The organism is Microbacterium sp. X-17 (genome assembly GCF_039615055.1).
In genome coordinates this window covers 196,620-222,680 of sequence record NZ_JBDHNI010000008.1, presented here as the reverse complement: position 1 = coordinate 222,680, position 26,061 = coordinate 196,620, and the positions used below count along the sequence as shown (strand labels likewise).

Below are 26,061 nucleotides of genomic sequence, written 5' to 3'. Positions count from 1 at the left end.
TGTGATGAGTCGGGACATGTGTTCCAGATGAGTCGCGACATTGGTTACTCAGAGAGAGCCCGGCCATCGGCCGGGCTCCTTCTGTTGGTTGCGCCAGTAGCTGCGGGTGGGGTCGATGGTGTGGGTGGAGAGCACCTCGCCGGTGTGTAGGGCGATGACGGTGATGGTGGCGTCGTCGGCGAGGGCGAGGACGCGGGTGCCGCGGTGGTCGGCGCCGATGCCGAGGTGGTGCATGCGGCCGGCGCGGCGGAGGCTGATTTTGCCGTGCTGGTCGACGTGGTCGTAGCGGATCCGGTAGTGGCCAGGGGTGCGGGGTTCAGCGGGGAGGGCCTTCGGGGTTGCCCGGTAGGCCTGCCCGGGTGTTGATCGGTTCAGGGCGCGGTGGGGGCGTTGCTCGTTGTAGTGGTCGCGAAAGGTTTCGAGCTGGGCTTGCATCTCGGCGAGGTCGTGGGCGGCGGGGCGGGCTGCGAGCCACCGTTTCTGCGTTTGGTGGAAGCGTTCGATCTTGCCCTGGGTTTGCGGGTGGCCTGGTGAGCCGTTCTTCTGGGTGACGCCCAGGAGCGGGAGCAGGTATTCGAAGGCGTTGCGGCCGCCGCCGAAGCGGGCGGTATAAACGCGTCCGTTGTCGGTCAGGGTGGAGGCCGGGACGCCGTAGTTCTCGGTTGTGTTCAAGAAGATGGCGACGACATCGTCTCCGGTGACCGGGCGGTGGGCGGTGCAGGCCAGCAGGTAGCGGGAGTGGTCGTCCAGCCAGTTCAGGATCTCGATATCGGTGCCGTCGGCCAGGCGCCAGTGGGTGAAGTCGGACTGCCAGGTCTCGTTTGGTTGCGCGGCTTGGAAGCGGATATAGGAGGAGCGTGGTCGTTTGCGCGGCTCGGGCACCACGAGCCCGGCCTCGTGGAGGATGCGCCGGATGGTCGAGGTGGATGGTGCGGGTAGGCCCTCGTGCTCGAGGTGCCATGCGATGGTGGCCGGGCCGGCATCCAACCCGTTCCCGATCAGCTCTTGCCGCAGCTGCACGACCCGCTCCCTGACTTCGGGGGCGGTCTGCTGCGGGCTGGTATGTGGTGCCCGAGAGCGCGGCTCGACCGCGTCCAAGCCGCCCTGGCGATAACGGGCAAGGAGTCGATGTAGATGCTGGCGGCTCATCCCATACTCAGCCGACGCCGCGGCGACGGTGAGACGGTGAGCTGCTTGGAAACGACCTTCAAAACGGCGACCCGGTTCTTCGACACGAGAGCGACTGTCGCCTATGACGCGACTCATGTGTCACCTATCAACTGTCGCCTATGTCGTGAACCCAGACACCACGCCCTCCGCCATGTGACGAGCCGAAGAATCAGCTCGGCGTCGCCGTGCTCGCGCGGACGATCAGTTCCGGCGCGGTGGATTGCGTCGACGGCGCCTCGACGCCTCCCTCGATGTCGGAGATCAGTCGCTCGATCGCGCTGACGCCCAGTTGGGCGAAGTCCTGGCGCACTGTCGTCAGTGGGGGAGCGAAGTGCTTCGCCTCCGGGATGTCGTCGAAGCCGACGATGCTCAGATCGCGGGGGACCGCCAGCGCCAGGTCCGCGGCGGCGTGCATGAGCCCGAGGGCCATCTGGTCGTTCGAGGCGAAGACCGCGGTGAACTCTTTCGTGCCGAGCAGCTTCATGCCCAGGTCGTAGCCGGTGTCGGCTGTCCAGTCGCCCAGGGCGGGCGGGGCGGTCGGGAGGTCGTGCAGAGACATCTCCTCGAGGTAGCCGCGCATGCGTTCCTCCGCCTCGTTCCAGTCCTGAGGGCCGGCGATGTGCACGATCCGGGTGTGCCCGAGCTCGATGAGGTGCCGCACCGCGAGCCGCGCACCCTCGCGCTGGTCGAACGCGACGGCGCGGTCCCCGGGTGTGTCCGGCCACTGCAAGCTGATGAACGGCACCCGGATGGGCACCTTCCGCAGGGCCTCGTGGGCCCGCTGCTGGGGGGCGATCAGGACCACCCCGTCGACGCCCTGAGCGAGGAACGCGTCGAGGGCGTCCGTCAGGCTGGCCTCGTCCTCGTGCGCCAGCGTCGCGGAGACGATCGCGTAGCCGCGGGCGCGTGCCGCCTCGTCGACGGCGGCCGCCGCGCTGAAGGGGCCGTAGTGCGAGCGGGCGGAGACCAGGAGGCCGATCGCCTTCGAGCGTGACGTCGCGAGGGCGCGGGCCGCGCTGTTGGGCCGCCAGGCGAGCTCCTCGATGACCTTCTTGACATGCTCCTCGGTCGACGGCTTGATGTACCGCTCGCCGTTCAGCACCCGGGAGACGGTCTGCCGCGAGACGCCCGCGATGCGTGCCACATCGCGTATCGAGAGGGGCTTGCCCGCCCCGCTGTCGACCTTGTCCGTCATGCTCGCTCCGCGCTCGGGCAGTGCCGTTCCGCGGCGGATCGTCCTGCTCTGCCGATTTTAGGGCTGCGGGCCATTTTCGGCGCGTTGCTTGACGCGAAGGCTGGATGAGGCATAACGTCATACCCGTTCTGGGACCGGTCACATATATCGGACAGCAGCCTAGCGGACGACGAGGACGTCGCTGAAGGAGGAAGCGGGATGCGAAGCAGCAGCTCGGACTTCCGCCTCGCGCAGACGCCCGGCCGTGGCACGGCTCCCAGCCCTGGTACCCGCACGCATCCCGCGTGCAGACCGCCTCACCCTCGAAGGGAATCACAGTGAAGTTGAACAGAATCGCGCTCGGGGCGGTCGCCCTCGGTGTCGCCGTCATGCTCGCCGCCTGCTCCGGAGGCCGGCCCGGCAACGGGGGCGCAGCCGGCACCACCGACAACAAGGGGGCCCTCGTCGGCGTCGCGATGCCGACCAAGGTGTCCGAGCGGTGGATCGCCGATGGCAACGCCGTCAAGTCCGACCTGGAGAAGAACGGCTACAAGGTCGATCTGGAGTACGCCAACAACGACATCCCCACCCAGGTGCAGCAGATCAACACGATGATCACCAAGGGCGCCAAGGTGCTCATCATCGCCTCCATCGACGGCGGCTCGCTCACCGACCAGCTCGACGCCGCGGCCAAGGCCGGCATCAAGGTCATCTCGTACGACCGCCTCCTGACCGGCGACAAGAACGTCGACTACTACGTCTCGTTCGACAACTACAAGGTCGGCGTCTACCAGGCGAACTCCCTGCTGACCGGCCTGGGCGTCCTTGACGCGGACGGCAAGAAGACCGGCGCCAAGGGCCCGTTCAACGTCGAGCTGTTCGCCGGGAGCCCGGACGACAACAACGCGACCTTCTTCTTCAACGGCGCGATGGACACCCTCAAGCCGTACATCTCCGACGGCACCCTCGTCGTCAAGAGCGGCCAGACCAACTTCAACCAGGTCGCCATCCTGCGCTGGGACCCGGCGACGGCGAAGGCCCGCATGCAGGACCTGATCGCCAAGTCGTACTCCGGCGGCGCCGCGGTGCAGGGCGTCCTGTCCCCCTACGACGGGCTGTCCGACGGCATCCTGAGCGCGCTGGAGGGCGCGGGCTACGGCTCCAGCGGCAAGAAGCTCCCGATCATCACCGGTCAGGACGCCGAGGTCGCCAGCGTCAAGCAGATCATCGCCGGCACCCAGTACTCGACCGTCTACAAGGACACCCGTCAGCTCGCCAACGAGGCGGCCAAGATGGCCAACGACATCCTCACCGGCAAGAAGCCCGAGGTCAACGACACGAAGAGCTACGACAACAAGACCAAGGTCGTGCCGAGCTACCTCTTCCAGCCCGTGGTCGTGACCAAGGACAACTACCAGAAGGTGCTCGTCGACAGCGGCTACTACAAGGCCTCCGACCTCCAGTAGTCCGATCCGGCCGCTGAGGCGGGGCGGTCACGCCGTTCGACGTGACCGCCCCGCCCTGCGACGAAGCAAGGGAGACAATGTCCAACACGATTCTCGAGATGCGCAACATCTCGAAGACGTTCCCCGGGGTCAAGGCCCTGCAGGATGTCTCGATCTCCATCGAGGAGGGCTCGGTCCACGCCATCTGCGGCGAGAACGGCGCAGGCAAGTCCACGTTGATGAAGGTGCTGTCCGGGGTGTACCCGCACGGCAGCTTCGAGGGCGAGATCGTCCTGAACGGCGAGCCGGTGGAGTTCAAGTCGATCAACGACTCCGAGGCCGCCGGCATCGTGATCATCCACCAGGAGCTCGCACTCTCGCCGTACCTGTCCATCGCCGAGAACATCTACCTCGGCAACGAGCGTGAGCGCGGCGGCTGGATCGACTGGAACGAGACCAACCTCGAGGCCGGGAAGCTGCTCGCCCGGGTGGGGCTGCACGACAACCCGATCACCAAGATCAAAGACATCGGGGTCGGCAAGCAGCAGCTCGTGGAGATCGCGAAGGCGCTCTCCAAGGAGGTGAAGATCCTGATCCTCGACGAGCCGACGGCCGCTCTGAACGACGACGACTCCGCTCACCTGCTCGACCTGATCCGTCAGCTCCAGAGCCACGGGATCACGTCGATCATCATCAGCCACAAGCTCAACGAGATCAAAGCGATCGCCGACCGCGTCACGATCATCCGCGACGGGCGCACCATCGAGACGCTGGAGATGCGCGGCGACGGCGCCAGCGAGGACCGCATCATCAAGGGGATGGTGGGCCGCGACGTCGCCAGCCGGTTCCCCGACCACGTGCCGCACATCGGCGAGGAGCTCCTCCGCATCGAGGACTGGACGGTCCATCACCCGCTCGACCGCAGCCGCAAGGTGGTCGACGGCGCGAACCTCAACGTGCGCGCGGGGGAGATCGTCGGCATCGCCGGGCTCATGGGCGCCGGTCGCACGGAGCTGGCGATGAGCGTCTTCGGCCGCAGTTACGGCGTCGACATCAGCGGTCAGGTCTACAAGCGCGGCGAGCCGATCTCGGTGAACACGGTGTCCAAGGCGATCGAGCACGGCATCGCCTACTCGACGGAGGACCGCAAGCACTACGGGCTGAACCTGATCGACGACATCCAGCGCAACATCTCGATCGCGGCGCTGGACAAGCTCGTCGACTGGCTCAAGTTCGTCAACGAGCACAAGGAGCGGATCGTCGCGGAGGGCTACCGCAAGACGATGAACATCAAGACCCCGAACGTCTCGACGCTCACCGGCAAGCTGTCCGGCGGCAACCAGCAGAAGGTCGTGCTCTCCAAGTGGATGTACGCCGACCCGGACGTGCTGATCCTCGATGAGCCCACCCGCGGCATCGATGTGGGCGCGAAGTACGAGATCTACACGATCATCGACCGCCTCGCCGACGCCGGGAAGGGGATCATCGTCATCTCCTCCGAGCTGCCCGAGCTGCTCGGCATCTGCGACCGCATCTACACCCTGAGCGAGGGCCGGATCACCGCCGACGTCCCGCGCGAGAAGGCAACCGCCGAATACCTTATGCAATTCATGACCCAGGAACGCGAGAAGACCACAGAATGAAACCGCTCACGAACGCCGTCAGCTACCTGACGGGCCAGCTCCGACAGATCGGCCTCTTCATCGCGCTGATTGTGATCGTGCTGTTCTTCCAGATCACGACCGCCGGCATCACGCTCGCGCCGATCAACGTCACGAACCTCATCGTCCAGAACAGCTACATCCTGATCCTGGCCGTCGGCATGGTGATGATCATCATCGCCGGGCACATCGACCTCTCGGTCGGCAGTGTCGTCGCCTTCATCGGCGCGATGGCCGGAGTGATGATCTCGCAATGGCACCTGCCGTGGCCGCTCGCCGTGGTGTTCTGCCTCGTCCTCGGCGCCCTGGTCGGCGCGTGGCAGGGATACTGGGTCGCCTACTTCGGCATCCCCGCCTTCATCGTCACCCTCGCGGGCATGCTCGTCTTCCGCGGCGCCGCCCAGATCGCGCTGGGCAACCAGCAGATCTCGTTCTTCCCGAAGGAGTTCCGCTCGATCGGCTCCGGATTCCTCCCGGCGTTCGGGACCTCCGGGTACGAGCCGCTCACCCTCATCCTCGGGCTGCTCGCCGCCGCCGCGATCGTCGCCACCTCGGTGCGCCAGCGGCTGGTGCGCCGCAAGTACGACCTGGAGGACGAGCCGCTGTGGTGGTTCATCCTGAAGCTGCTGTTCCTGGTCGCGCTGGTGCTCACCGTGACGCTGCTGCTCGCCAGCTACAACGGGACGCCGATCGTGCTCATCATCCTCGGCGTGCTCGTCGTCGGCTACACGGCGGTGATGAACCGCTCGGTCTTCGGCCGGCACATCTACGCGATCGGCGGCAACCTGGCCGCAGCCGCACTCTCGGGTGTGAAGACGAAGCGGGTGACCTTCCTGCTGTTCATCAACATGGGCGTCATCTCGGCCATCGCCGGCCTGGTCTTCACCGCGGGCCTCAACCTGGCCAGCCCGAGCGCCGGAAACGGCTTCGAACTGGACGCCATCTCCGCGGTCTTCATCGGCGGCGCGGCCGTCACCGGAGGCATCGGAACGGTCCCCGGCGCGATCATCGGCGGCCTCATCATCGGTGTGCTCAACAACGGCATGTCGATCCTCGGTGTGGACAGCGACTACCAGCAGCTCATCAAGGGCCTCGTGCTGCTCGCGGCCGTCGCCTTCGACGTGTTCAACAAGCGGAGGTCGGTCGGTTCGTGAGAGCCCGCGTGGCGAGGGATGCGAAGGTCCGCTTCCCCCGCCACGCTCACGCGGTGGTCAGCCCCGCGATAGCGACCGTCCTAATCAGAGCCGGGCAACCATTCGGTGGGCGTCCACGTGGACCTAGTTGCGGGTGTGCACATATCACCACTATTGGGGATCACGGTTTCCTCAGTCTTTGGCCAGCATTGGGAATTATGAGTGATCCGACACAGTCCACGCCCGAAGCCCCACAGTCCGCGTCCAACGCCCCACAGTCCGCCGACGCCGCGCATGACCCCCTGACCGCGCCGGGGCCCTATTCGACTTCCCTTTCTCCCGCTCCGAGCGGTCGCACGAATGGCCTCGCAGTGACCTCGCTGGTTCTCGGCATCGTGGCGTTCGTCCTGGCATTCATCCCAGCCATCAACACAGTCGGCGCCTTCGTCGCTCTCGTCGGACTCGTGCTCGGTGTCGTCGCCATCTTCCAGAAACGTGCGAGCAAGCCGCTCGCCATTTCCGGAAGCGCCATCTCATTCGTCGCAGGAGTGCTCTCGATCATCATGATCGTCGTCTACGCGGCAGCATTCGTCACGGCCGTGAACGACTCGATCTCGAAGCCCGTGACGAGTTCGGCGCCGTCCGCGCCGGCCTCTGCCGCCGCCTCCGACGCGGCTTCGGCGGCTCCGGCAGCCAGCACGAACTACTCGTTCGGGGACACAGTCACGTACAAGGACGGTCTGGCGATCACCGTCTCAGCGCCGACCCCATACACACCCTCGGATTCCGCCGCCGGCGCTGACCAGGCTGCGAACATCCAGTTCACCATCACGCTGAAGAACGGCACGACGAAGAACTACGACCCCCTGCTCTACCCCACCGTGTCCTCGAACGGCACCGAGGCAAGCAGCATCACCGACATCGGGAACAAGGTCGGTCTGGCGCCGACGACGGCGGTCCCCGCCGGGCAGTCGATCACGTTCGTGACAGCTTTCTCCGTCGCAGACCCGAGCAAGCTCGTTCTCGACATCAGCCCCGGGTTCGGCTACGACGAGGCAGTCTTCCAGAACTGACAGCGCTCGCGAAGGAGGGGTCGTTGTGGAGCGACCTCTCCTTCGATCCATGACTTAGGTTGAAAAACAACCAAAGAGTGTCATAGACTAACCATGACGTCGGGGCCCTGGCCCGTTCCTCACCGTGACGTTGCGGGGAGGGCACAAACCGTCGCGTCGATCACCCGATCGTTCGGGTCTCGCGTATGCCGCTCTCGCCTTTGAGGCTCCGCCTCCTCGTCAGCTCCCTTCTCGCCGTGTCCTTCCTCGGGGCGCTCGACAACACCGTGGTCAGCACCGCGATCGCGACCGTCGCCGGGCAGCTCGGCGCGCTGGAGCAGATGGCCTGGATCGTCGTGGGCTACACGCTCGCCAGCACGGTCCTTCTGCCGGTGCTCGGCAAGCTGGGCGACCGGATCGGGCCGCGGGCGGTGTTCCTCGCCTCGGTCGCCGTGTTCGTCCTCACCTCGGTCGCCTGCGGCTTCGCCGGCGGGTTCGTCTGGCTGATCGTCGCCCGCGTGATCCAGGGGATGAGCTCGGCCGGCCTCCAGCTGATGTCGCAGACGATCATCGCCGAGGTCACGACGCCGCGGCAGCGGCCCAAGTACCTGGCGATCATCGGGGCGGCCTTCCCGGTCGCGATCCTCGTCGGGCCGGTGCTCGGTGGCGTCATCACCGACTACTGGGGATGGCCGTGGGTGTTCTGGATCAACGCCCCGGTCGGGATCCTCGCCCTCGCCCTCGCGGTCGTCGCCGTCCCGCACATCGAGCCCGGCCGGTCCGGGAGGTTCGACGTCGGCGGCGCGGTCGCGCTCACCGTCGGGCTGGTCGCGCTCGTGCTCGCCGCGACCTGGGTGGGCGACCGCTCGCAGACGGTCGCGGCCGTCGTCGCGTTCGCCGTCGCGCTCGCCGCGCTGGTGGTCTTCTTCGTCGTGGAGTCCCGGGTCGCGGAGCCGCTCGTCCCGCTCGGCCACTTCCGCGACCGCACCGTGGCCGCGGGCACCGTGATCTCGGCGATCGTGGGGGTCGGGCTGTTCTCGATCACGTCCTACCTGCCCACGTACTTCCAGATGGCGTACCGCACCTCCGCCACGGTCTCCGGCCTCGTGCCGATCGCCACGGTGTTCGGGATGCTGGTCAGCAACCTGGCGACGGGCTGGCTGGTGAGCCGCACGGGCCACTACCGGCTGTACCCGCTCATCGGCACCGCGCTCGGCGCCGCGGGCCTCGGGGCGATGGCCCTGCTGCCGGCGGGCGCGCCGCTGTGGGCGCCCGTGGTCGCGATGGCCGTGGTCGGACTCGGCACCGGCGCGTTCATGAGCCTGATCGTCGCGGTCGTGCAGAGCGCGGTGCCGCGCGCGGAGACCGGCACGATCACCGCGAGCGTCAACCTGGTGCGCCAGGTCGGCGCGACCGTGGCGACGGCGCTGGTCGGCGGGATCATCGGCGCGAGCGTCGTGGCCCTGCTCCCGGCCGGGCTCGACCCGGCGACGCTCACCCCGGCGATCGTCCGCGCGCAGAGCGTCGCGGAGCAGCAGCAGGTGGCGCTGGTCTACCAGAGCGTCTTCGTCCCGATCTTCGTGGCGCTCGCCGCGACCTACCTCGTCGGGGTGGTCGCGTCCATCCTGCTGCCGAACAGCCGGCTGTCCGACGAACCCGGCCCGCTCCGCGCGGCCCCGACCGAGACCATCCCCGCCGCCTGAGGCGACCACGACCGGCAACACCCGGAGGAGAGCAGCATGACCACCCAGACCATCGCCGTCGTCGGCAGCGGGCCCATCGGATCCGCGTACGCCCGGCTGCTCCTCGAGGCCGCGCCCGACGCGCGCGTCGTGATGTTCGAGGCCGGCCCCCAGTTGACCGCGGTCGCCGGCGAGAACGTGCGCAACATCCCCGACCCGCAGGAGAAGGAGCGGGCGCGGGAGCGGTCGCAGGGCCCGCAGGCGGGCGCGTTCCGCGAGTCGCTGGGCATCCCGGGGTCGGTCGTCGTGGAGGGCATGTTCACCGCCAGGGGAGGCACGCACCTGCTCGACTTCGGCGGCGCGGGCTCCGCGCACGCGCCGAGCTTCCCGGCGGCCGCGGCCTCCACCAACGTGGGCGGGATGGGCGCGCACTGGACCTGCGCGACGCCGAGCCCGTCGTTCAGCGAGCGCATCCCGTTCATCGCCGACGCCGAGTGGGACGAGCTGATCGCGGAGGCGTCCCGGCTGCTGCACGTGCAGACCGCGGCCTTCGCCGACTCGGAGATCGGCACGGCCATCCGGTCGCTGCTCGCCGAGGAGTTCGCGAGCGAGCTGCCGGAGGGCTACGGCCCCGGCACCCTCCCGGTCTCCGGCGACCCGCAGCCCGACGGCACGATGCGCTGGGCGGGCGCGGACGTGGTGCTCGGGCCGCTGCTCGACCCCGCGAACGCGCTCGCCGAGCGGTTCGAGCTGCGCGACCTCTCCCTTGTCCGCAGCGTCGACCACACCGACGTGCGGGTCACCGGGGTCACGGTCGAAGACCTGCGCAGCCACGAGGTGTATTCGGTGGAGGCCGACCTCGTCGTCGTCGCGGCCGACGCGTTCCGCTCTCCCCAGCTGCTGTGGGCCTCCGGCATCCGCCCCCGCGCCCTCGGCCACTACCTGACCGAGCACCCGGTCGTGATCTCGACGGTCGCACTCGACGCCGACAGCATGAGGCGGTTCGCGACGGAGGAGGAGCTCGACCGCGAGCTCGCCCGCCGCGCCACGAACCCGGCCGACCCGGTCGCCGCCGTCAACCGCATCCCCTTCTCGGAGCCGGACCATCCGTTCTCACTGCAGGTGATGTACGCGGAGAACCCGCCGTTCCAGCTCGACCCCGCCCACCCGGCCGCGGGCAACCGCTGGGGCTACGTCAACATGGGCTACGGGATGCGCAAGCGGCCGCGCTTCGAGGACGCGGTCACGTTCGACGACGGCGAGCCCGACTACCGCGGCTTCCCGACCCCGACGATCACGTACGAGCTGACCGACGGCGAGCAGGCCGAGATCGCGGAGGCCACCGAGCGCCTGCGCCGGGCCGGAAACGCCCTCGGGACGTTCGTGGCCGAGCCGCGGCTGCTGCCGAACGGCTCCAGCCTCCACTACCAGGGCACGATGCGGCTCGGCGCGGAGGACGACGGAACCTCGGTCGCCGATCCGTACTCGCGCGTGTGGGGGTTCGAGAACCTCGTCGTCGGCGGCAACGCGCTGATCCCGACGGCGACGACGATGAACCCCACGCTGATGAGCGTCGCGATCGCCGTCCGCGGCGCGCGGGCGGCTGCGGCGCGACTGACCGCGCCGGCCGTCGCCGAAGCACGGAACTGACGAAGCACCGAAACAGGAGGACGGATGCTCGAAGAACAACTCATTCAGACGGCGGGGTTCCGCAACGTCGGGCCGGAGGGCGCGCGCACCGGGTTCCAGCTGCGCGTCCGCAGCCCGTACTACCGCGGGCTCTGGGCGAACCTCATCGAGAAGCCGACGGTGACCGTCGACGGCGAGCGGTTCGACGGCGACGGCATCCGCTGGACGCTGCCCGCGGGGGACTTCTCCTTCGCCGAGCTTCAGGAGGCGGCCGACGCCCGCTGGCCGCTCGGCCACGCCGCCACGCTGACCGTCCCGCGTGACGGCGGTCTCGCCCGGGGCATCCACGACGTCACCCTGGAGCTGCGGCTGCGGATGTCGTACATCCCGGAGGAGCTCCAGCCCTCGATCTGGACCGCGTCGCGGAAGGCGGTGATCGTCAAGTGACCACCACCACCGACGACCTCCCCTTCGGCCTCGGCGTCTCGCTCTACAGCTACACGGACGATATCGGGGTCACCATGACCGTCGAGGACTGCATCGCCGACGTCGCCGACCTCGGCGCCACAGGCCTCGAGATCCTCGGCGAGGGCCACATCGAGGACTACCCGAACCCGTCGACAGCGTGGATCGACGCCTGGTACGCCCGCAACGAGCGGCTGGGCCTGACCCCGACCCTGTACGGGTCGTGGATCGACACGCGCCGCTTCCCGGGCCGTGGCATGACCGCAGCGGAGGGCGCCGCGCAGCTGGAGCTCGACCTCCGGCTGGCCGCCCGGCTCGGCTTCTCGTTCGTGCGGCCCAAGATCGGCGTCATCTCGGAGGACCTCCGGGTCGACCCGATCTGGCAGGAGGCCGTGGAGCGCAACCTCCAGCTCGCCGCCGACCTCGACATCGTGGTCTGCCCGGAGATCCACTGGCCGACGATCATCAAGTCGTCCGTCGTGGAGGAGTACCTGGAGTTCAAGGAGCGCACCGGCTCCGACCACTTCGGCCTGCTCATCGACACGGGCGTCTTCGAGCTGTCGCCGTACCCGCGGCGCGGAGGCAGCGCCTCCTTCCGCATGGGCGACGGCTCCGCCCGGCCGCCGGTGGTGCCGTTCGTGCCGGTCTCCGACCTGGCCGACGTCATGGAGCACACCGTGTACTTCCAGGCCAAGTTCTACGAGGTGGACGACGAGCTGGTCGACCACTACATCCCCTGGCGGGAGATCATCGACGTGGTCGTGGACTCCGGCTACACCGGCTGGCTGTCGAGCGAGTACGAGGGCCACCACGAGCCCTACCGCGCGCCCGACCAGCTGCGCCGCCAGCACGCGCTCATCCGCACCATCGCCGCGGAGCGCGCGGCCGCCGACAGTGCCGCTGTCACCGCGCTCGCAGACAGGAACTGACCCATGCCCAACGGACTCATCGACGCCGCGAGCCTGCGCGTCCACCCGGAGGGCGCTGCCCTCGCCCTCACCATCCCCTGGTACCGCAGCCTCTGGCTGTCGTCGGTCACGACGATCCGGCTGACGCTCGACGGCGCGGCGGTGCCGGAGGAGGACCTCGCGTTCGAGCTCGACGGTGTGCGCTACCGCATCGCCGACCTCCCGCAGCAGAGCGACGTGCTCTGGTACCTGCAGTCGCACCCGCTGCTCATCGTGCGGCGGGACGAGCCCGTCGAGCCGGGCGAGACGCACGAGGTCGAGCTGCACGGGGAGCTGCGGCTGCCGTACATGCAGATCAAGCCGGGGGAGGACGGCGGCCCGGGGCTCTACGTGCCGAACGTCGTGCACCAGCGTCTGACGCTCACGGCGACCGACCACGACGCCGCGCCGCCCGCGCTCGTCACCGATGTGCCGCTGGCGCCGGAGGCGACCGAGGCCGACCCGTTCAAGCTCGGTCTGACGCTCTACTCGGCCAGTGCCGAGTTCCGGGCGGGCTGGTTCGACTTCGACGGCCTCCTCGACCGCGTGGCCGAGCTGGGGATCGGCCCGGGCATCGAGATCGTCGCCTCCCAGGTGCTGCCGACGTACCCGGTCGTCTCCGACGAGTTCGTGGCGACCTGGCGGGAGGCGTTCGACCGGCACGGATTCGACGCCAGCTCGTTCGGCGCGAACCTCGACATGGGCAGGCGCCGCGACCGCGACATGACGCCCGACGAGGAGTTCGAGTTCAGCGAGCTGCTCTTCCAGGGCGCGAAGCGGCTCGGCTTCCCGCTCGTGCGCATCCAGTCGGCCAAGCCCGAGCTGCTGCGTCGCCTGCTGCCCGTCGCCGAGGACCTCGACTTGAAGCTCGCGTACGAGATCCACGCGCCGATGGGGCCGAACTCGCCCGAGATCCTGAAGGTGCGGGACGTCTACGCCGAGCTCGACTCGCCGCTGCTCGGCTTCGTCGCCGACTTCTCCTCGACCATGCACAGCATGTCGCCGACGCTCCTGCGGGCCGTGCGGCGTGCGGGGCTCGGCGACGAGGAGGTGCTGCGGCTGCAGGAGATCTGGGCGACGGACGCGTCGATGCGGGACCGCCAGCAGGAGTTCATCGGCTACCTGAACAGCCGCGGCTTCGACCCGGGACGCCTCGGCTCGTTCGCCCATCTCGCGTTCAACATGCACGGGCACGTCGACCCACGCGAGTGGGCGGACATCATGCCGCAGATCCTGCACGTGCACGCCAAGTTCTACGACATCGACGAGAACGGCCAGGAGCCCGCGATCGACTACCCGGAACTGGTACGGGTGTTCGTGGAGGGCGGCTACCGCGGGTACTGGTCGAGCGAGTGGGAGGGGCACGCCTTCGCCGAGCTGGGCGAGGTCGACCCGCTCCTCCTCGTGCGCCGCCAGCACGACCTCATCCGGGCGAGCATGCGGTCGCTGCAGACCGCGGGCCGGTAGGGGGCGCCCGAATGACGGACACCGAACCCGACCTCCGCACGCTGCCGCTGTCGGAGGCGATCGCACGGCTGCGCGAGCACGGGGAGCCGGCCGACCCGCGCCCGGACATCGACACCGCGTCGCTGCGACGGCGATTCCCGCGGCTCGCGCACGTGCGTGCCCGCGAGCTGGTCGTGAACGCGCCCAGCGGCCGGCAGCCGACACGTCTGTACCGGGACGACACCGTGGCGCACGCGGGAGCCGCGCTGGTGTGGGTTCACGGCGGTGCGTTCATCGGTGGGCATCTCGACATGCCGGAGTCGAACTGGGTCGCGCTGGAGCTCGCCGCGCAGGGCATCCCGGTGCTCGCCGTCGACTACGTGAAGTGCCTCGGCGACGTGCACTATCCCGCGCCGTCCGACGACGTGATCGCCGCGTGGCGGTACGCCCGGGCGAACAGCGCGGAGCTGCTCGGCGTCGAGCCGGGCGCCCTGCTGCTCGGCGGTGCGAGCGCGGGAGGCAACCTCACCGCGGGCGCCGTGGCGCGGCTGCGGGACGCGGGGGAGGCGCTGCCCGCGGGTCTCGTGCTGGTCTACCCGGCGCTCGACCCGGACGGCGCCCGTCCCGGCGAGGCGCCGGACCCGGAGTCGCCGTTCGCGCAGCTCTCGCTGAACTTCGCTGGGTCTCGGGAGGCGTTGCACGACCCGCACGCGTTCCCGGGCCTCGGCTCGGTCGGCGGCTTCCCGCCCACCCTCGTGGTCGTCTGCGAGCAGGACGGCTTGCGCCCCTCCGGTGAGGCCTTCGCACGCCGGCTCATGGCCGCGGGCCGCGACAGCACCCTCCACCTGGAGCCGGACGCCGACCACGCCCACATAAACGAGCCCTCCCACCCCGCCGCAACACGCACCCTCACCGCGATCGTGGCCTGGATCAGTGATCGAAGGGCGCGTAAACGCCCCTAAAAGTGCGTTTTAGGGGCGTTTACGTGCCCCTCGGCGATGAGGGTTGCTAGGTGTGCTCGCCAGCCGCGACGATCCGGCCGGCCTCTTCGAACAGAGAGCGCATCCAGGTGTGCTCGGGGTCGTGCGTGTGCACGGGGTGCCACCACAGCGCGTTCACGATCGGCGTCGGCGCGAACGGGAGGCCGACCGAGCGGATGGCGCCCGCGCGCTGCGCGAGCGGCAGGAGCGCGCGGTGGATGATGCCGACGCGCCGGGTGCCGGCGATGAAGTGCGGGATGGCGAGGAAGCTTTCGACCACGACCTCCACGTTGGGTTCGATGCCGAGCTGCTGCACCTGCCGCTCCGCCGAGGTGAAGGCCGAGCGGGACTGGTAGTTCATCACCCAGGGCAGCCTCGACATCTCCGTGCGCGAGAGCGCGTCGCCGACCTCGTCGTTGTCCTCGGCGACGATGGCGACCCAGTCGTCCTGCCAGAGGTCCACGAACGGCAGCTCGGTGAGGAAGCCGTGCGGGATGACCATGCCGTCCACCGAGCGGAGCCGGTTGGTCGCGTCCTCGACCACCGTCGGGTTGTGCAGCATGAACCGGAAGTGCACCCCGGGCGCCTGTGCGGCGGCCAGCTCGGAGACCACGCGGCCGATCGTGGTGAAGCCGTAGTCGGAGCCGAAGATCGCGAACTCGCGGACCGACTCGGCCGGGTCCCAGGTCGCCTGGCTCTCGAACACCCGGCGCGCGGCCTCCAGCGCGATCGTGGTGTGGTCGGCCAGCCGCAGGGCCAGCGGCGTCAGCTCGTAGGTGTTGCCGCGGCGGGCGAGGATCGGGTCGCCGAAGTGGATGCGCAGCCGCGACAGCGAAGCGCTCAGGGCGGGCTGGCTCAGCCGGAGGCGCTCCGCCGCCCGGGTCACGCTGCGCTCGGTGAGGAGGGCGTCGAGGGCGATCAGCAGGTTCAGATCGAGCCGCGACATCAGTGGGGAGTCGGTCACGACGGTGTGATCCTTTCCTACGCAGGCCGGGCATTTCACTATAACGACGCGGTCTGCCGCCGGGGGCGCGGCCACGGTCTCGATCGCGTATCGACCCAGCTTATGTCTGGGATAAGCAGAAGTACCGTTGTTTATCTTCCTTACCGCTGAGACACTCGAAACTGCCCCCAAGGGACGGCGACACAGCCGCCGCCTCACCGACAACGAAGTCTCAGAAGAGGTCAATCCGATGAAGCACACACGCAGGAGCCGCTCAGCCCGGCTTGCCTGGCTCGCCATCCCGGTCACCGCCGGGCTCCTCCTCGCCGGCTGCTCCTCCAGCGGCGGCTCCTCCGGCAAAGAGCCCCAGACGATCACCTTCGCTTATGGCGCGACGAACGACCAGGACAAGGCGGCCTACGACGGCCTGGCCTCGGCGTTCGAAGCCGAGAACAAGGGCGTCACCGTCACGCCCCAGAACCTCCCGGTCCAGAGCTACCCCACCACCATCGCCACCCGCGTGCAGGGCGGGAACGCGCCGGACACGTTCACCGCGGAGGGGGGCACCGGCCAGTCCAACTCGATCCTGCCGTGGGCCAAGTCCGGCCTCGTGCTCCCGCTGGATGACGCCGCCATCTCGGCGAAGCTCCCCGACTCCGCCAAGAGCCTCTACACGTACAACGGCAAGATCTACGGCGTCCCGACCGGCACGCAGCTGAACGGCGTCATCTACAACGACGAGCTGGCCCAGTCGATCGGCGTCAAGATCGACGCGACGACCAGCCTCGACGACATCATCGCCCAGTGCAGCAAGGCCCGGGCGGCCGGCAAGACGATCTACGGCCTGGCCGGTTCGACCTATCAGAACAACGGCATCCTCGCCGTCGCGCTCGCGACCTCCACGGTCTACGGCCCGAACAAGAACTGGAACGCCGACCGCGCGAAGAACAAGGTCACGTTCGCCGGCACCAAGGGCTGGACCACGGCCCTCGAGTCGATCAAGAAGATGTACGACGCGGGCTGCTTCCAGGACGGTGCGACCAGCGCCGGCTTCGACGCCCTCACCAACGGCGCGTCCTCCGGCAAGATCCTCGGCTTCTTCGCCCCGAGCGGCGCGGCGCAGGAGATCATGCAGGCCGCCGGCGGCCACGTCAAGCTCGTCGCACTCCCGGTCGGCGCCCCGCAGGGCACCAAGACCTACCTGTCGCTGAGCTCCGACCAGGGCGTCACCGCGAGTGCCAAGACCAAGAGCCCGAAGCTGGCGACGGACTTCCTGAAGTACATCATCTCGGACAAGGGCCAGGACGCGTACTCCAAGGCGGTCGGCTCCATCCCCGTGAACGTCAACGCGAACACCACGCTGCTTCCGCAGTACGCCGGCATCAAGGACGAGATCGCCAAGAACGACACCCGCGGCTACGCGCCGACCGAGTGGCCGAACGCCAAGATCTACACGGACCTCGGCAACGGCGTGCAGGGCATCCTGACCGGTCAGATGACCGTCAAGCAGGTGCTCCAGCAGATGGACACCGACTGGGGTTGATCCGGTGACCCGGGCGGCCGATCCTGTGAGGGCCGGCCGCCCGAACCCGGGTGAAAGGAACGATCGATGACGACGCAGTCAGAGGTACGGACGATGACCACGAAGACGCAGACCCAGACTCCGGTGGCGGCGCCGCGCCGCACGCAGCGGGTGAAGCCCTACCGGGTGAAGCTCGGCAGCTGGTGGTGGGCGCTCCCCGCGCTGGTGCTCATGTTGATCGTGATCTACGCGACCACCGTCGCCGGCGGGTTCTTCGCTTTCACCAACTGGTCGGGACTCGGCCCGTTCGACTTCGTCGGCCTCGCGAACTTCGTCAAGATCTTCCAGACCCCCGAGCTGATCGGGTCGCTGTGGAACACGCTGTTCCTGGCGTTCGGCTTCCTGGTCTTCACCAACATCCTCGGGCTGCTGTTCGCCCTGGCGCTCAACCGCTCGCTCAAGTCCCGCTACGTGCTGCGCACGCTGGTCTTCATGCCGGTGGTCGTCAGCCCGATCGCGGTGTCGTACATCTGGAAGTTCATCTTCGACTACAACGGCCCGCTCAACCAGGCGATGGTCGCCGTCGGCCTCCCCAAGCAGAACTGGCTCGCCAGCCCCACGCTCGCCATCTGGTGCGTGCTGATCGTGATGGTCTGGCAGAACATCGGCTTCGTGATGGTCATCTACCTGGCCGGGCTCGCGACCGTGCCGATCGAGATGGAGGAGGCGGCCGCGCTCGACGGCGCCAGCACCTTCCGCCGGTTCCGCTACGTGGTGCTGCCGATGATCCAGCCCTCGGTCGCGATCGCGACGACGCTGACGCTCATCCAGGGCCTCCGGGTGTTCGACCAGGTGGTCGCGCTGACGGGCGGCGGGCCGGCGGGCGCCACCCAGACCCTGGCGCTGGAGGTCTACCAGACGGCGTTCACCTACCAGCAGTTCGGGTTCGGCGCCGCGCTGGCGCTCATCCTGAGCCTGCTGATCCTGGTCTTCTCCATCGCGCAGCAGTACGCGACGCGCGATCGCTCGCTCAAGGAGGCGTGAGCCATGTTCCGCTACACCAAGAAGACCCTCGCGATCGAGATCATCGTGCTGATCGCGGTGGCGATCATGCTGCTGCCGTTCTGGATCCTGCTGGTCGGGTCGTTCAAGACGCTGCCCGACATCCTGAGCTCGGCCGCGGTCGCGCCGCCGACCAGCCCGACCTTCGACAACTTCATCCAGCTGCTGTCGCCCGCCTCCGCGTCGTCGGGCAACATCTGGGCCGGCCTGCTCTCCAGCGTCATCATCACGACCGGCAGCATCCTGCTCCTCGTCGCCCTCGGCTCGGTCGCCGCGTACGGCATCGCCCGGTCGACGAGCAAGTGGAGCCGGCGGTCGTTCTACCTGTTCCTCGTCGCCATCATCCTGCCGACCCAGCTCGGGACGCTGCCGCTCTACATCGGGGCGCGCACGGTCGGCCTGGTCGGCAACCCGTGGGGCATGATCATCATCTACACGGGGATGCTGCTGCCGTTGTCGGTGTTCCTGTACGCCAACTTCTTCCGCAACCTGACGCCGGAGTACGAGGAGGCCGCCGTCATCGACGGCGCGAACCGCTACCAGGTGTTCTCGAAGGTCGTCTTCCCGCTGATGTCGCCGGCGACCGGCACCGTCGCGATCCTCGCGGGGCTGATCGTCTGGAACGACTTCTTCACGTCGCTGATCTTCCTGAACGGCACGTCGTGGCAGACCCTCCCGGTCGTCATGTACAGCTACGTCGGCTCGCTGGTGTCGCAGTGGAACCTGATCTTCGCGGTCGTCATCGTGTCGATGATCCCGATCCTGGCGTTCTACGCCTTCGCGCAGAAGAAGTTCATCCAGGGCTACGCCGGCGGGCTCAAGGGCTGACCGGATGTCCGACGCACCACGGTCCGCCCCCGATCTCGGGGATGGGACCTACCGCAACCCCGTCCTGCCCGGCGACCGGCCCGACCCCGCCGTGCTGCGGGTCGGCGACCAGTTCTACCTGACGTACTCGTCGTTCGACGCGTCGCCGGGGCTGACGATCTGGCGCTCGCCGGACCTGGTCAACTGGACGTTCGTGACCTGCGCGCTGGAGCGGCCGCTGAGCACGGTCTTCGCGCCCGACTTCATCGAGCACGACGGCCGGTTCTTCCTCTACATCCCGTTCATCCCGAGCGCGTGGTCGGAGGAGGTCGCCGAGCCGCAGATCTGGGTCATCCAGGCGGACAGCCCGGAGGGGCCCTGGAGCGAACCGGTGTTCACGGGCGTCTCGGGAGCCATCGACCCGGGCCATGTGGTGGGGGAGGACGGAGAGCGCTACCTCTTCGTCAACGGCATCCGCCGCTGCCGGCTCAGCCCGGACGGCCTCCACGCCGTGACCGAGCTGGAGCAGGCGTACGACGGCTGGCGTTACCCCGACGAGTGGATCACCGAGGCGTACGCGCTGGAGGGGCCGAAGCTGTTCCGCCGCGGCGAGTGGTTCTACCTCGTCAGCGCGGTCGGCGGCACGGGAGGCCCGGCGACCGGGCACATGGTCATCGTCGCCCGCTCGCGGTCGGTGCACGGGCCGTGGGAGAACGCGCCGGGCAACCCGATCGCGCGCACCCGCTCCGCCGGCGAGGCCTGGTGGTCGCGCGGGCACGCGACGATCCTCGACGCCCCGGACGGGTCGTGGTGGATGGTGTCGCACGGCTACGCGAACGGATTCCGCACGCTGGGGCGGCAAGCGCTGCTGGAGCCGATCGAGTGGACGGACGACGGCTGGCCGGTCGCGTCCGCGCAGGATGTCGGCGCGCCACTCCGCACGCCGGTCGCGGCCTCCGGCCCGGTCGCCGTGCCCGCTCCCTCCGACGACTTCGCCGCCCCGGCCTGGGGCGAGCGCTGGGTCTTCGACAACCCGGGGCCGGATGAGCGCGACCGCGCGCGGTTCGGCGACGGCCTGGCGCTCGCGGCGAAGGGCACCTCTCCCGCCGACTCCTCGCCCCTGACCACCTGGTCGATGGACGACGCCTACGAGGTCGAGGTGGAGGCCGAGGTGCGCGGCGGGGCCACCGGCGGCCTGCTCCTCTACTTCAACGACCGGATGTTCTTCGGCATGGGCTGGGACGGCTCCGGCATGGCCAGCTACGCCGGCGGCATCCGCACGCACTGGCGCGAGCCGGCCGAGTCCGGAGCGACCATCGGGCTGCGGCTGCGGAACGACCGCCACATCGTGACCGGCTGGCACCGGCGCCCCGGCGGGGACTGGGTGCGGCACGGCGTGCGCTACGACACCTCCGGAGCGCACTCGGCGACCATGAACGATCTGAAGAGCCTGCGTCCTGCGCTGTTCGCGGCCGGTGACGGCGAGGTCGTGTTCCGTCGGTTCCGCTACCGGGCTCTCCGCCTGGAGGAGGCAGCATGACCCTCGAACGCCTCCGCGACGCCGTGACCGGCGCCGTCCCGAACGCGATCATGCCGCTGTTCTGGCAGAAGGGCGGACCGGTCGAGGTCGTGCGCGAGGAGATGGAGCGCATCGGCGACGCCGGGATCGGCGCCGTCATCCTCGAAGCCCGGCCGCATCCCGAGTTCCTCGGCGACGGCTGGTGGCGCGACGTCGACGCGGTGCTGGAGATCGCCCGCCGCCGCGGCATGACGGTCTGGTTCTTCGACGACGACACCTTCCCGACCGGGCACGCCGGGGGAGCGGTGGAGGCCGCGCCCGCGGAGCTGCGCCGGCACTTCCTCACCGAGCGGCACACCGACGCCGTGGGTCCCGCGCGCGGAGCCTCCTTCATCGTCGAGCGGCGGAAGTTCTGGGGTCCGGAGGCCGCCCAGGAGCCCGGGCAGCTGATCCGCGTGCTCGCCTACCCGCGCGCCGAGGACTCGGACGAGCTGATCGGCGACCCCGTCGACCTGACCGACCGCCTCGCGGACGGCGTCCTGCACTGGGACATCCCGGACGGCTGGTGGCGGATCTTCTTCCTCTCGATCGCCGGGAGCGTCGGCAGCGAGCCGCACGCGCAGCACATCGACTACCTCAACGCGGACTCCACCCAGCTGCTCATCGACAGCGTCTACGAGCGCATCCACGAGCGGTACGCGGACGAGTTCGGCCGCACCATCGGGGGGTTCTTCAGCGACGAGCCCGGGCTCTACAACGACCCGGACACCTTCGACTTCGACTCGCGGCTCGGCAAGGCGGTGCCGCTGTCCTGGAACGACCAGGTCGCCGCGCTGCTGTCCGAGACGCTCGGACAGGACGCGGCCCTGCTCCTTCCGCTGCTGTGGTGGCCGGCGGGCGGCCGCGAGCGGGAGGTCCGCTACGCCTACATGGACACGGTGTCGCGGCTCTACTCCGAGAACTTCGGCCGGCGGCTCGGCGACTGGTGCCGTGCGCACGGCGTGGAGCACATCGGGCACGTCATCGAGGACAACGGGTCGCACGCGCGGCTCGGGCCGGGCGCCGGGCACTACTTCCGCGCGATGGCGGGGCAGGACATGGCCGGCATCGACATCATCGGCGGTCAGGTGGTCCCGGGATTCTCGCGCGGCCCGTTCGGCAATATGAGCGGCGCCGCGGACGGCGAGTTCTTCCACTTCGGGCTCGCCAAGCTGGCGTCGTCGGCGGCGCACCTCGATCCGCTCAAGCAGGGCAGAGCGATGTGCGAGACGATCGGCGCCTACGGCTGGTATGCCGGGCTGCGGCTGTTCACCTGGCTGACCAACCACCTCCTGGTGCGCGGCGTCACGCACGTGGTCCCGCACGCGTTCTCGCCCGCGCCCTTCCCCGACCTGGACTGCCCTCCGCACTTCTACGCGCACGGCAACAACCCGCAGTATCCGCATCAGCACCTGCTGAGCGCGTACACGAACCGGCTGAGCCACCTCCTCCAGGGCGGGTCGCACGTGGCGCCGTTCGCGGTGCTCTACCACGCGGAGGCGGAGTGGCTCGGCGACGCGATGCCGTGCGAGCGGCCGCTGCGGCTGCTGACGGAGGCCCAGCTCGACGCCGACATCGTGCCGGCGGACGCGCTCCCGGGCGCGGGCGTGGACGATTCGCGGCTGGCGCTCGGCGGCGAGACGTACGACGCGCTCATCGTCCCCGGCAGTGCGTTCCTGCCCGAGCAGGTGGCGCGCGAGCTGCTGCGACTCGACGACGCGGGCGTGCCCGTTGTCTTCGTCGGCTCGGTGCCGGAGGTCGCGGGGCACGGCGTCGACGCGGACGTGCTCAGGCGGCACTTCCGGCAGGTGTCGCAGAAGCGCCTGGTCGACTCCGTCTCGGGGATGACCGAGCGGGCCGTTCGTCTCGGCCGGCCGGCCGCGTCGCTGCGCGTGCTGCGGCGCGACCTCGGGGACGCGGACGTGGTCATGCTCGTCAACGAGTCGGTCCGGGAGTCCGTGCGGACGACGGCGACCCTCCCGCGCGCGGGCGAGGTGGTGGCCTTCGACGCCACCGCGGGCACGCTGACGGCGGTTCCGGCCGCGGGCGACGGCTGGGCGACCTCCGTCGGCCTGGACCTCGGTCCGGGTGAGGCGCTGGTGCTGATCGTCGGCTCGCCGGCGACGTGGGAGGGTCTGCCGGTGCGTCCGGCGGCCGTGCACGCGGACGCGATCGAACTCGCTCCGACCTGGTCGGTGGCCACCGTCGCGGCCGGGGAGACAGGCTTCTCCGCGTGGGGCGAGCTCGACACCCTCCGCCCGCTCAGCGACCCCGACCTGCTGCCGCGGTTCAGCGGCACGGCCCGCTACACGGCCTCGTTCGACGCGGATGCGGCCGGCGGCGAGCACGCGCTCGACCTCGGCGAGGTGTTCGAGCTCGCGACCGTGCGACTCAACGGCGTCGATCTCGGCACCCGCATCGCGCCGCCGTACGTGTTCCCGGTGCCGGAAGGCGTTGTCTCCGGCAGCAACACCATCGAGATCGACGTCACCAACACCCTGGCCAAGGCGCAGCCCGACTTCTTCTCCGCGTTCGCGCAGCAGGAGCCGAGCGGCCTGCTCGGACCGGTGACGCTGGTCCCGCTGACCCGGAAGGACACAGCATGAGCGGCGACCGCGCGGCCTTCGAGCGCTTCTGCGACCTCTTCTACACACAGAAGCGGGTCGCCGACGCCTTCGCCTTCCTCGTCGCCGACGACTACCGCCAGCACAACCCGGGCATCCCGGACGGCCCGGCCGCTGCGGTCGAGGCCCTGACGCCGAAGTTCGACGGCAGCCCGGAGGCGCGCTTCGCGATCCAGCGCATCCTCGTCGACGGCGACCTCGCGATGGTGCACGTCAAAGCCTCCCGGCCCGGCGCCCCCGACGCCGCGGTCGCGGATATCTACCGATTCGAGAGCGGCCGGATCGTCGAGCACTGGGACGTGCTGCAACCCGTCCCCGTGCATGCCGCCCACGACCATCCGATGTTCTGAACAGGAGAACCCATGTACCAGCTCGCACCCAACATCGAACTGCTCTTCACCGAGGCAGGCGACTACCACGACCGCGTGCGCGCCGCCGCGGCCGCGGGCTTCACCGCCGTCGAGATGTGGGGACCGACCGGCGTCGACGCCCCGGCGACCCCGAAGGACCTCCCCGCGCTCAAGGCCGCGCTGGAGGAGACCGGCACGACGCTCACCGCGCAGCTCTCGGAGCCGCGCACGCAGTTCATGATCCCGCCGTGGGACCACTCGGAGTTCTACCGCAAGCTGGACGAGGGCATCGTGATCGCGCAGGACCTCGGCTGCCCGCGCATCGTCGTCGGCAGCGGCACGGGCTTCGGCGGCTGGAAGCGCCAGGTCCAGCTCGACAAGCTGATCGAGATCTACCAGAAGGCGATCGCGCAGATCGACGGCTCGGGCATCACCCTCGCGCTGGAGCCGGTCAACGTGCGCGTCGACCACCCCGGCTCGCTGCTCGACCGCACGGCGGAGGCCGTCTACGTCGCGCGCGGTGTCGACTCGCCCTTCTTCGGTGTGCTCTACGACATCTACCACTCGGCGGTCGAGGGCGAGGACATGGCGGGCGAGCTCCAGAACGCCGGCGACCTGATCGCCTACGTGCAGCTCGCCGACGCCCCCGGCCGCGGCGAGCCGGGCTCGGGCGAGCTCGACTGGGCCGAGCGCCTCGGCATCCTTCGCGCCTCCGGCTACGACGGCCCGATCGGGCTGGAGTACTACCCGACGCAGGAGTCGGCGGCCTCCGTCGCCCTCATCCGCGAGCTGGCGGTGAGCGCATGAGCCGCTATCCCGACGCGGTCGACGTCGTCATCGTCGGCAGCGGCCCGACCGGCGCCGCGTACGCGCGCATCCTGAGCGAGGAGGCGCCTGGCGCGACCGTCGCACTGTTCGAGGTCGGGCCGACCGTCTCGAACCCGCCGGGCGCGCACGTCAAGAACATCCAGGACGCCGCCGCCCGGACCGACGCCCAGGAGCGCTCGGAAGGCCCCGGCGCCGGCGCCGAGACCGTCAACGGGCCCGGCTCGGTGACCGCCGGCCAGCGCCGCGCCCGGCCGGGGACCTACCTCCTCGATGAGGGCTTCCAGGAGCCGGGCGAGGACGGCCTGCCCGTCGTCGCCTTCTCCAGCAACGTCGGCGGGATGGGCGCGCACTGGACCGCCGCGTGCCCGCGGCCGGGAGACAGCGAGCGCATCGGATTCCTGCCCGACCTGGACGAGCTGCTGGACGAGGCCGACCGGCTGCTCGGCGTGACGACCGACGCGTTCGACGGCGCTCCGTTCACCGCCGTGGTCCGGGAACGCCTCGCGGCTGCTGTCGATGACGGCCGCCCTGCCGCACAGCGCGTGCAGCGGATGCCGCTCGCGGTGCACCGCAGCGACGACGGCCGGCTGGTCTGGTCAGGCTCCGACGTCGTGTTCGGCGACGTGACCCGCGGCAACCCGCAGTTCACGCTGTACGACGAATCCCTCGTCACCCGCGTGCTGGTGGAGGACGGCCGCGCGGCGGGCGTGGAGGTGCGCGACCGCCGCGCGGGCGACCTCCACACCGTGGCCGCGCGCTTCGTGGTGGTCGCCGCCGACGGGCTGCGCACGCCGCAGGTGCTGTGGGCCAGCGGCATCCGGCCCGCCGCGCTCGGCCGCATGCTCAACGACCAGACGCAGGTGGTCTACGCCACGCGCATTCGCGACGCCGCACAGGTGGCCGCCGAGAACGCGGCGGCCGGGTCGGGCGGAATCGGCTCCGACGAGGTCATCGACGGCCCGATCAGCGAGCACAGCGGCGTCAGCTGGGTGCCGTTCACCGACGAGCTGCCGTTCCACGGCCAGGTCATGCAGCTCGATGCCTCGCCGATCCCGCTCGCCGACGACGACCCGGTGGTGCCGGGCTCGATCGTCGGGCTCGGGCTGTTCTGCGCGAAGGACCTGCAGTGGGACGACTGCGTGGCGTTCAGCGACGAGGAGCGCGATTGGTACGGGATGCCCGCCATGCGCGTCCACTACCGGCTCACCGACCGCGACCACGCCGTGATCGAGCGGGCGCAGGCGGAGATCGTGGAGCTCGCGAAGGCGGTCGGCGACCCGATCGGCGACCGCCCGTTCACGATGCCGCTCGGCGCGTCGCTGCACTACCAGGGCAGTGTGCGGATGGGGGAGACCGACGACGGCCGCAGCGTGTGCGGCCCCGACAGCGAGGTCTGGGCGGCGCCCGGGCTGTTCGTCGCGGGCAACGGCGTCATCCCGACGGCCACCGCGTGCAATCCGACGCTGACCTCCGTCGCGCTCGCGGTGAGGGGCGCACGGCGGATCGCGCGGGAGCTCGCCGATCCGGCGCTCTTGCTTAGGTCTGAAAACGACATTAGTGTGTAGAACCAAGGAAAAAGTAGT

General features: G+C 69.5%; 20 protein-coding genes and 1 pseudogene. 18 read left to right on the top strand and 3 right to left on the bottom strand.

What is annotated here, in order from left to right:
- Window positions 1–48 precede the first annotated feature (48 nt).
- Together ABCS02_RS31955 and ABCS02_RS31950 are read right to left on the bottom strand one after the other, a co-directional pair.
- Window positions 49–1,235: pseudogene (locus ABCS02_RS31955) on the bottom strand (IS481 family transposase).
- 104 nt (window positions 1,236–1,339) lie between these two features.
- Window positions 1,340–2,365, bottom strand: coding sequence for a LacI family DNA-binding transcriptional regulator (locus ABCS02_RS31950; RefSeq protein WP_345839754.1), 1,026 nt, complete (start codon window positions 2,363–2,365; stop codon window positions 1,340–1,342).
- A gap of 368 nt (window positions 2,366–2,733) precedes the next feature.
- On the opposite strand from ABCS02_RS31950, the gene chvE reads away from it, so the two are divergent.
- The 10 genes from chvE (at window position 2,734) to ABCS02_RS31900 (ending at window position 14,766) form a co-directional block, all read left to right on the top strand.
- On the top strand, window positions 2,734–3,810 hold the full coding sequence (chvE, locus tag ABCS02_RS31945; RefSeq protein ID WP_345839758.1) for a multiple monosaccharide ABC transporter substrate-binding protein: 1,077 nt from the start codon (window positions 2,734–2,736) through the stop codon (window positions 3,808–3,810).
- Between the two features lie 77 nt (window positions 3,811–3,887).
- On the top strand, window positions 3,888–5,432 hold the full coding sequence (mmsA, locus tag ABCS02_RS31940) for a multiple monosaccharide ABC transporter ATP-binding protein (RefSeq protein WP_345839753.1): 1,545 nt from the start codon (window positions 3,888–3,890) through the stop codon (window positions 5,430–5,432).
- Entirely contained in the window at window positions 5,429–6,604 is a 1,176-nt protein-coding gene (gene mmsB, locus ABCS02_RS31935) for a multiple monosaccharide ABC transporter permease (protein WP_345839752.1), read from the top strand. The genes mmsA and mmsB overlap by 4 nt, the downstream gene beginning before the upstream one ends.
- A 350-nt stretch (window positions 6,605–6,954) precedes the next feature.
- Window positions 6,955–7,656: a hypothetical protein gene (locus ABCS02_RS31930; protein WP_345839751.1), complete on the top strand. Its 702-nt coding sequence runs from the start codon at window positions 6,955–6,957 to the stop codon at window positions 7,654–7,656.
- A gap of 185 nt (window positions 7,657–7,841) precedes the next feature.
- The gene (locus tag ABCS02_RS31925) at window positions 7,842–9,338 is read left to right on the top strand and encodes an MDR family MFS transporter (RefSeq protein ID WP_345839750.1); all 1,497 of its coding nucleotides are present in this window, start codon (window positions 7,842–7,844) and stop codon (window positions 9,336–9,338) included.
- 36 nt (window positions 9,339–9,374) lie between these two features.
- A complete protein-coding gene (locus tag ABCS02_RS31920) occupies window positions 9,375–10,967 on the top strand; it encodes a GMC oxidoreductase (RefSeq protein ID WP_345839749.1) in 1,593 nt (530 codons plus the stop codon).
- A 24-nt stretch (window positions 10,968–10,991) separates the two neighbouring features.
- The gene (locus ABCS02_RS31915) at window positions 10,992–11,393 is read left to right on the top strand and encodes a DUF6379 domain-containing protein (RefSeq protein WP_345839748.1); all 402 of its coding nucleotides are present in this window, start codon (window positions 10,992–10,994) and stop codon (window positions 11,391–11,393) included.
- The gene (locus tag ABCS02_RS31910; RefSeq protein WP_345839747.1) at window positions 11,390–12,340 is read left to right on the top strand and encodes a TIM barrel protein; all 951 of its coding nucleotides are present in this window, start codon (window positions 11,390–11,392) and stop codon (window positions 12,338–12,340) included. The genes ABCS02_RS31915 and ABCS02_RS31910 overlap by 4 nt, the downstream gene beginning before the upstream one ends.
- 3 nt (window positions 12,341–12,343) lie before the next feature.
- A complete protein-coding gene (locus ABCS02_RS31905; protein WP_345839746.1) occupies window positions 12,344–13,825 on the top strand; it encodes a DUF6379 domain-containing protein in 1,482 nt (493 codons plus the stop codon).
- An 11-nt stretch (window positions 13,826–13,836) separates the two neighbouring features.
- Complete coding sequence (locus ABCS02_RS31900; protein ID WP_345839745.1) at window positions 13,837–14,766, top strand: alpha/beta hydrolase fold domain-containing protein; 930 nt, start codon at window positions 13,837–13,839, stop codon at window positions 14,764–14,766.
- A 46-nt stretch (window positions 14,767–14,812) separates the two neighbouring features.
- On the opposite strand, the gene ABCS02_RS31895 is transcribed toward ABCS02_RS31900, so the two are convergent.
- Entirely contained in the window at window positions 14,813–15,748 is a 936-nt protein-coding gene (locus ABCS02_RS31895) for a LysR family transcriptional regulator (RefSeq protein WP_345839744.1), read from the bottom strand.
- Window positions 15,749–15,977: 229 nt separating this feature from the next.
- Between ABCS02_RS31895 and ABCS02_RS31890 the strand changes: the two genes are divergently transcribed.
- The 8 genes from ABCS02_RS31890 to ABCS02_RS31855 all read left to right on the top strand — a co-directional run bounded on the left by ABCS02_RS31890 (window position 15,978) and on the right by ABCS02_RS31855 (window position 26,043).
- The gene (locus ABCS02_RS31890; protein WP_345839743.1) at window positions 15,978–17,270 is read left to right on the top strand and encodes an extracellular solute-binding protein; all 1,293 of its coding nucleotides are present in this window, start codon (window positions 15,978–15,980) and stop codon (window positions 17,268–17,270) included.
- Window positions 17,271–17,336: 66 nt separating this feature from the next.
- The gene (locus tag ABCS02_RS31885; protein ID WP_345839742.1) at window positions 17,337–18,293 is read left to right on the top strand and encodes a sugar ABC transporter permease; all 957 of its coding nucleotides are present in this window, start codon (window positions 17,337–17,339) and stop codon (window positions 18,291–18,293) included.
- Between the two features lie 3 nt (window positions 18,294–18,296).
- A complete protein-coding gene (locus ABCS02_RS31880) occupies window positions 18,297–19,139 on the top strand; it encodes a carbohydrate ABC transporter permease (protein WP_345839741.1) in 843 nt (280 codons plus the stop codon).
- Window positions 19,140–19,143: 4 nt separating this feature from the next.
- The gene (locus tag ABCS02_RS31875) at window positions 19,144–20,658 is read left to right on the top strand and encodes a family 43 glycosylhydrolase (RefSeq protein WP_345839740.1); all 1,515 of its coding nucleotides are present in this window, start codon (window positions 19,144–19,146) and stop codon (window positions 20,656–20,658) included.
- Window positions 20,655–23,282, top strand: coding sequence for a hypothetical protein (locus tag ABCS02_RS31870; protein WP_345839739.1), 2,628 nt, complete (start codon window positions 20,655–20,657; stop codon window positions 23,280–23,282). The genes ABCS02_RS31875 and ABCS02_RS31870 overlap by 4 nt, the downstream gene beginning before the upstream one ends.
- Window positions 23,279–23,650 carry a nuclear transport factor 2 family protein gene (locus ABCS02_RS31865; protein ID WP_345839738.1) on the top strand — a complete coding sequence of 124 codons (372 nt, stop codon included), beginning with the start codon at window positions 23,279–23,281 and terminating at the stop codon, window positions 23,648–23,650. Before ABCS02_RS31870 ends, ABCS02_RS31865 begins: the two co-directional genes overlap by 4 nt.
- 12 nt (window positions 23,651–23,662) lie before the next feature.
- Window positions 23,663–24,457, top strand: coding sequence for a TIM barrel protein (locus tag ABCS02_RS31860; RefSeq protein WP_345839737.1), 795 nt, complete (start codon window positions 23,663–23,665; stop codon window positions 24,455–24,457).
- Window positions 24,454–26,043, top strand: a complete 1,590-nt coding sequence (locus tag ABCS02_RS31855; protein WP_345839736.1) for a GMC oxidoreductase — start codon at window positions 24,454–24,456, stop codon at window positions 26,041–26,043. The genes ABCS02_RS31860 and ABCS02_RS31855 overlap by 4 nt, the downstream gene beginning before the upstream one ends.
- Window positions 26,044–26,061 lie beyond the last annotated feature (18 nt).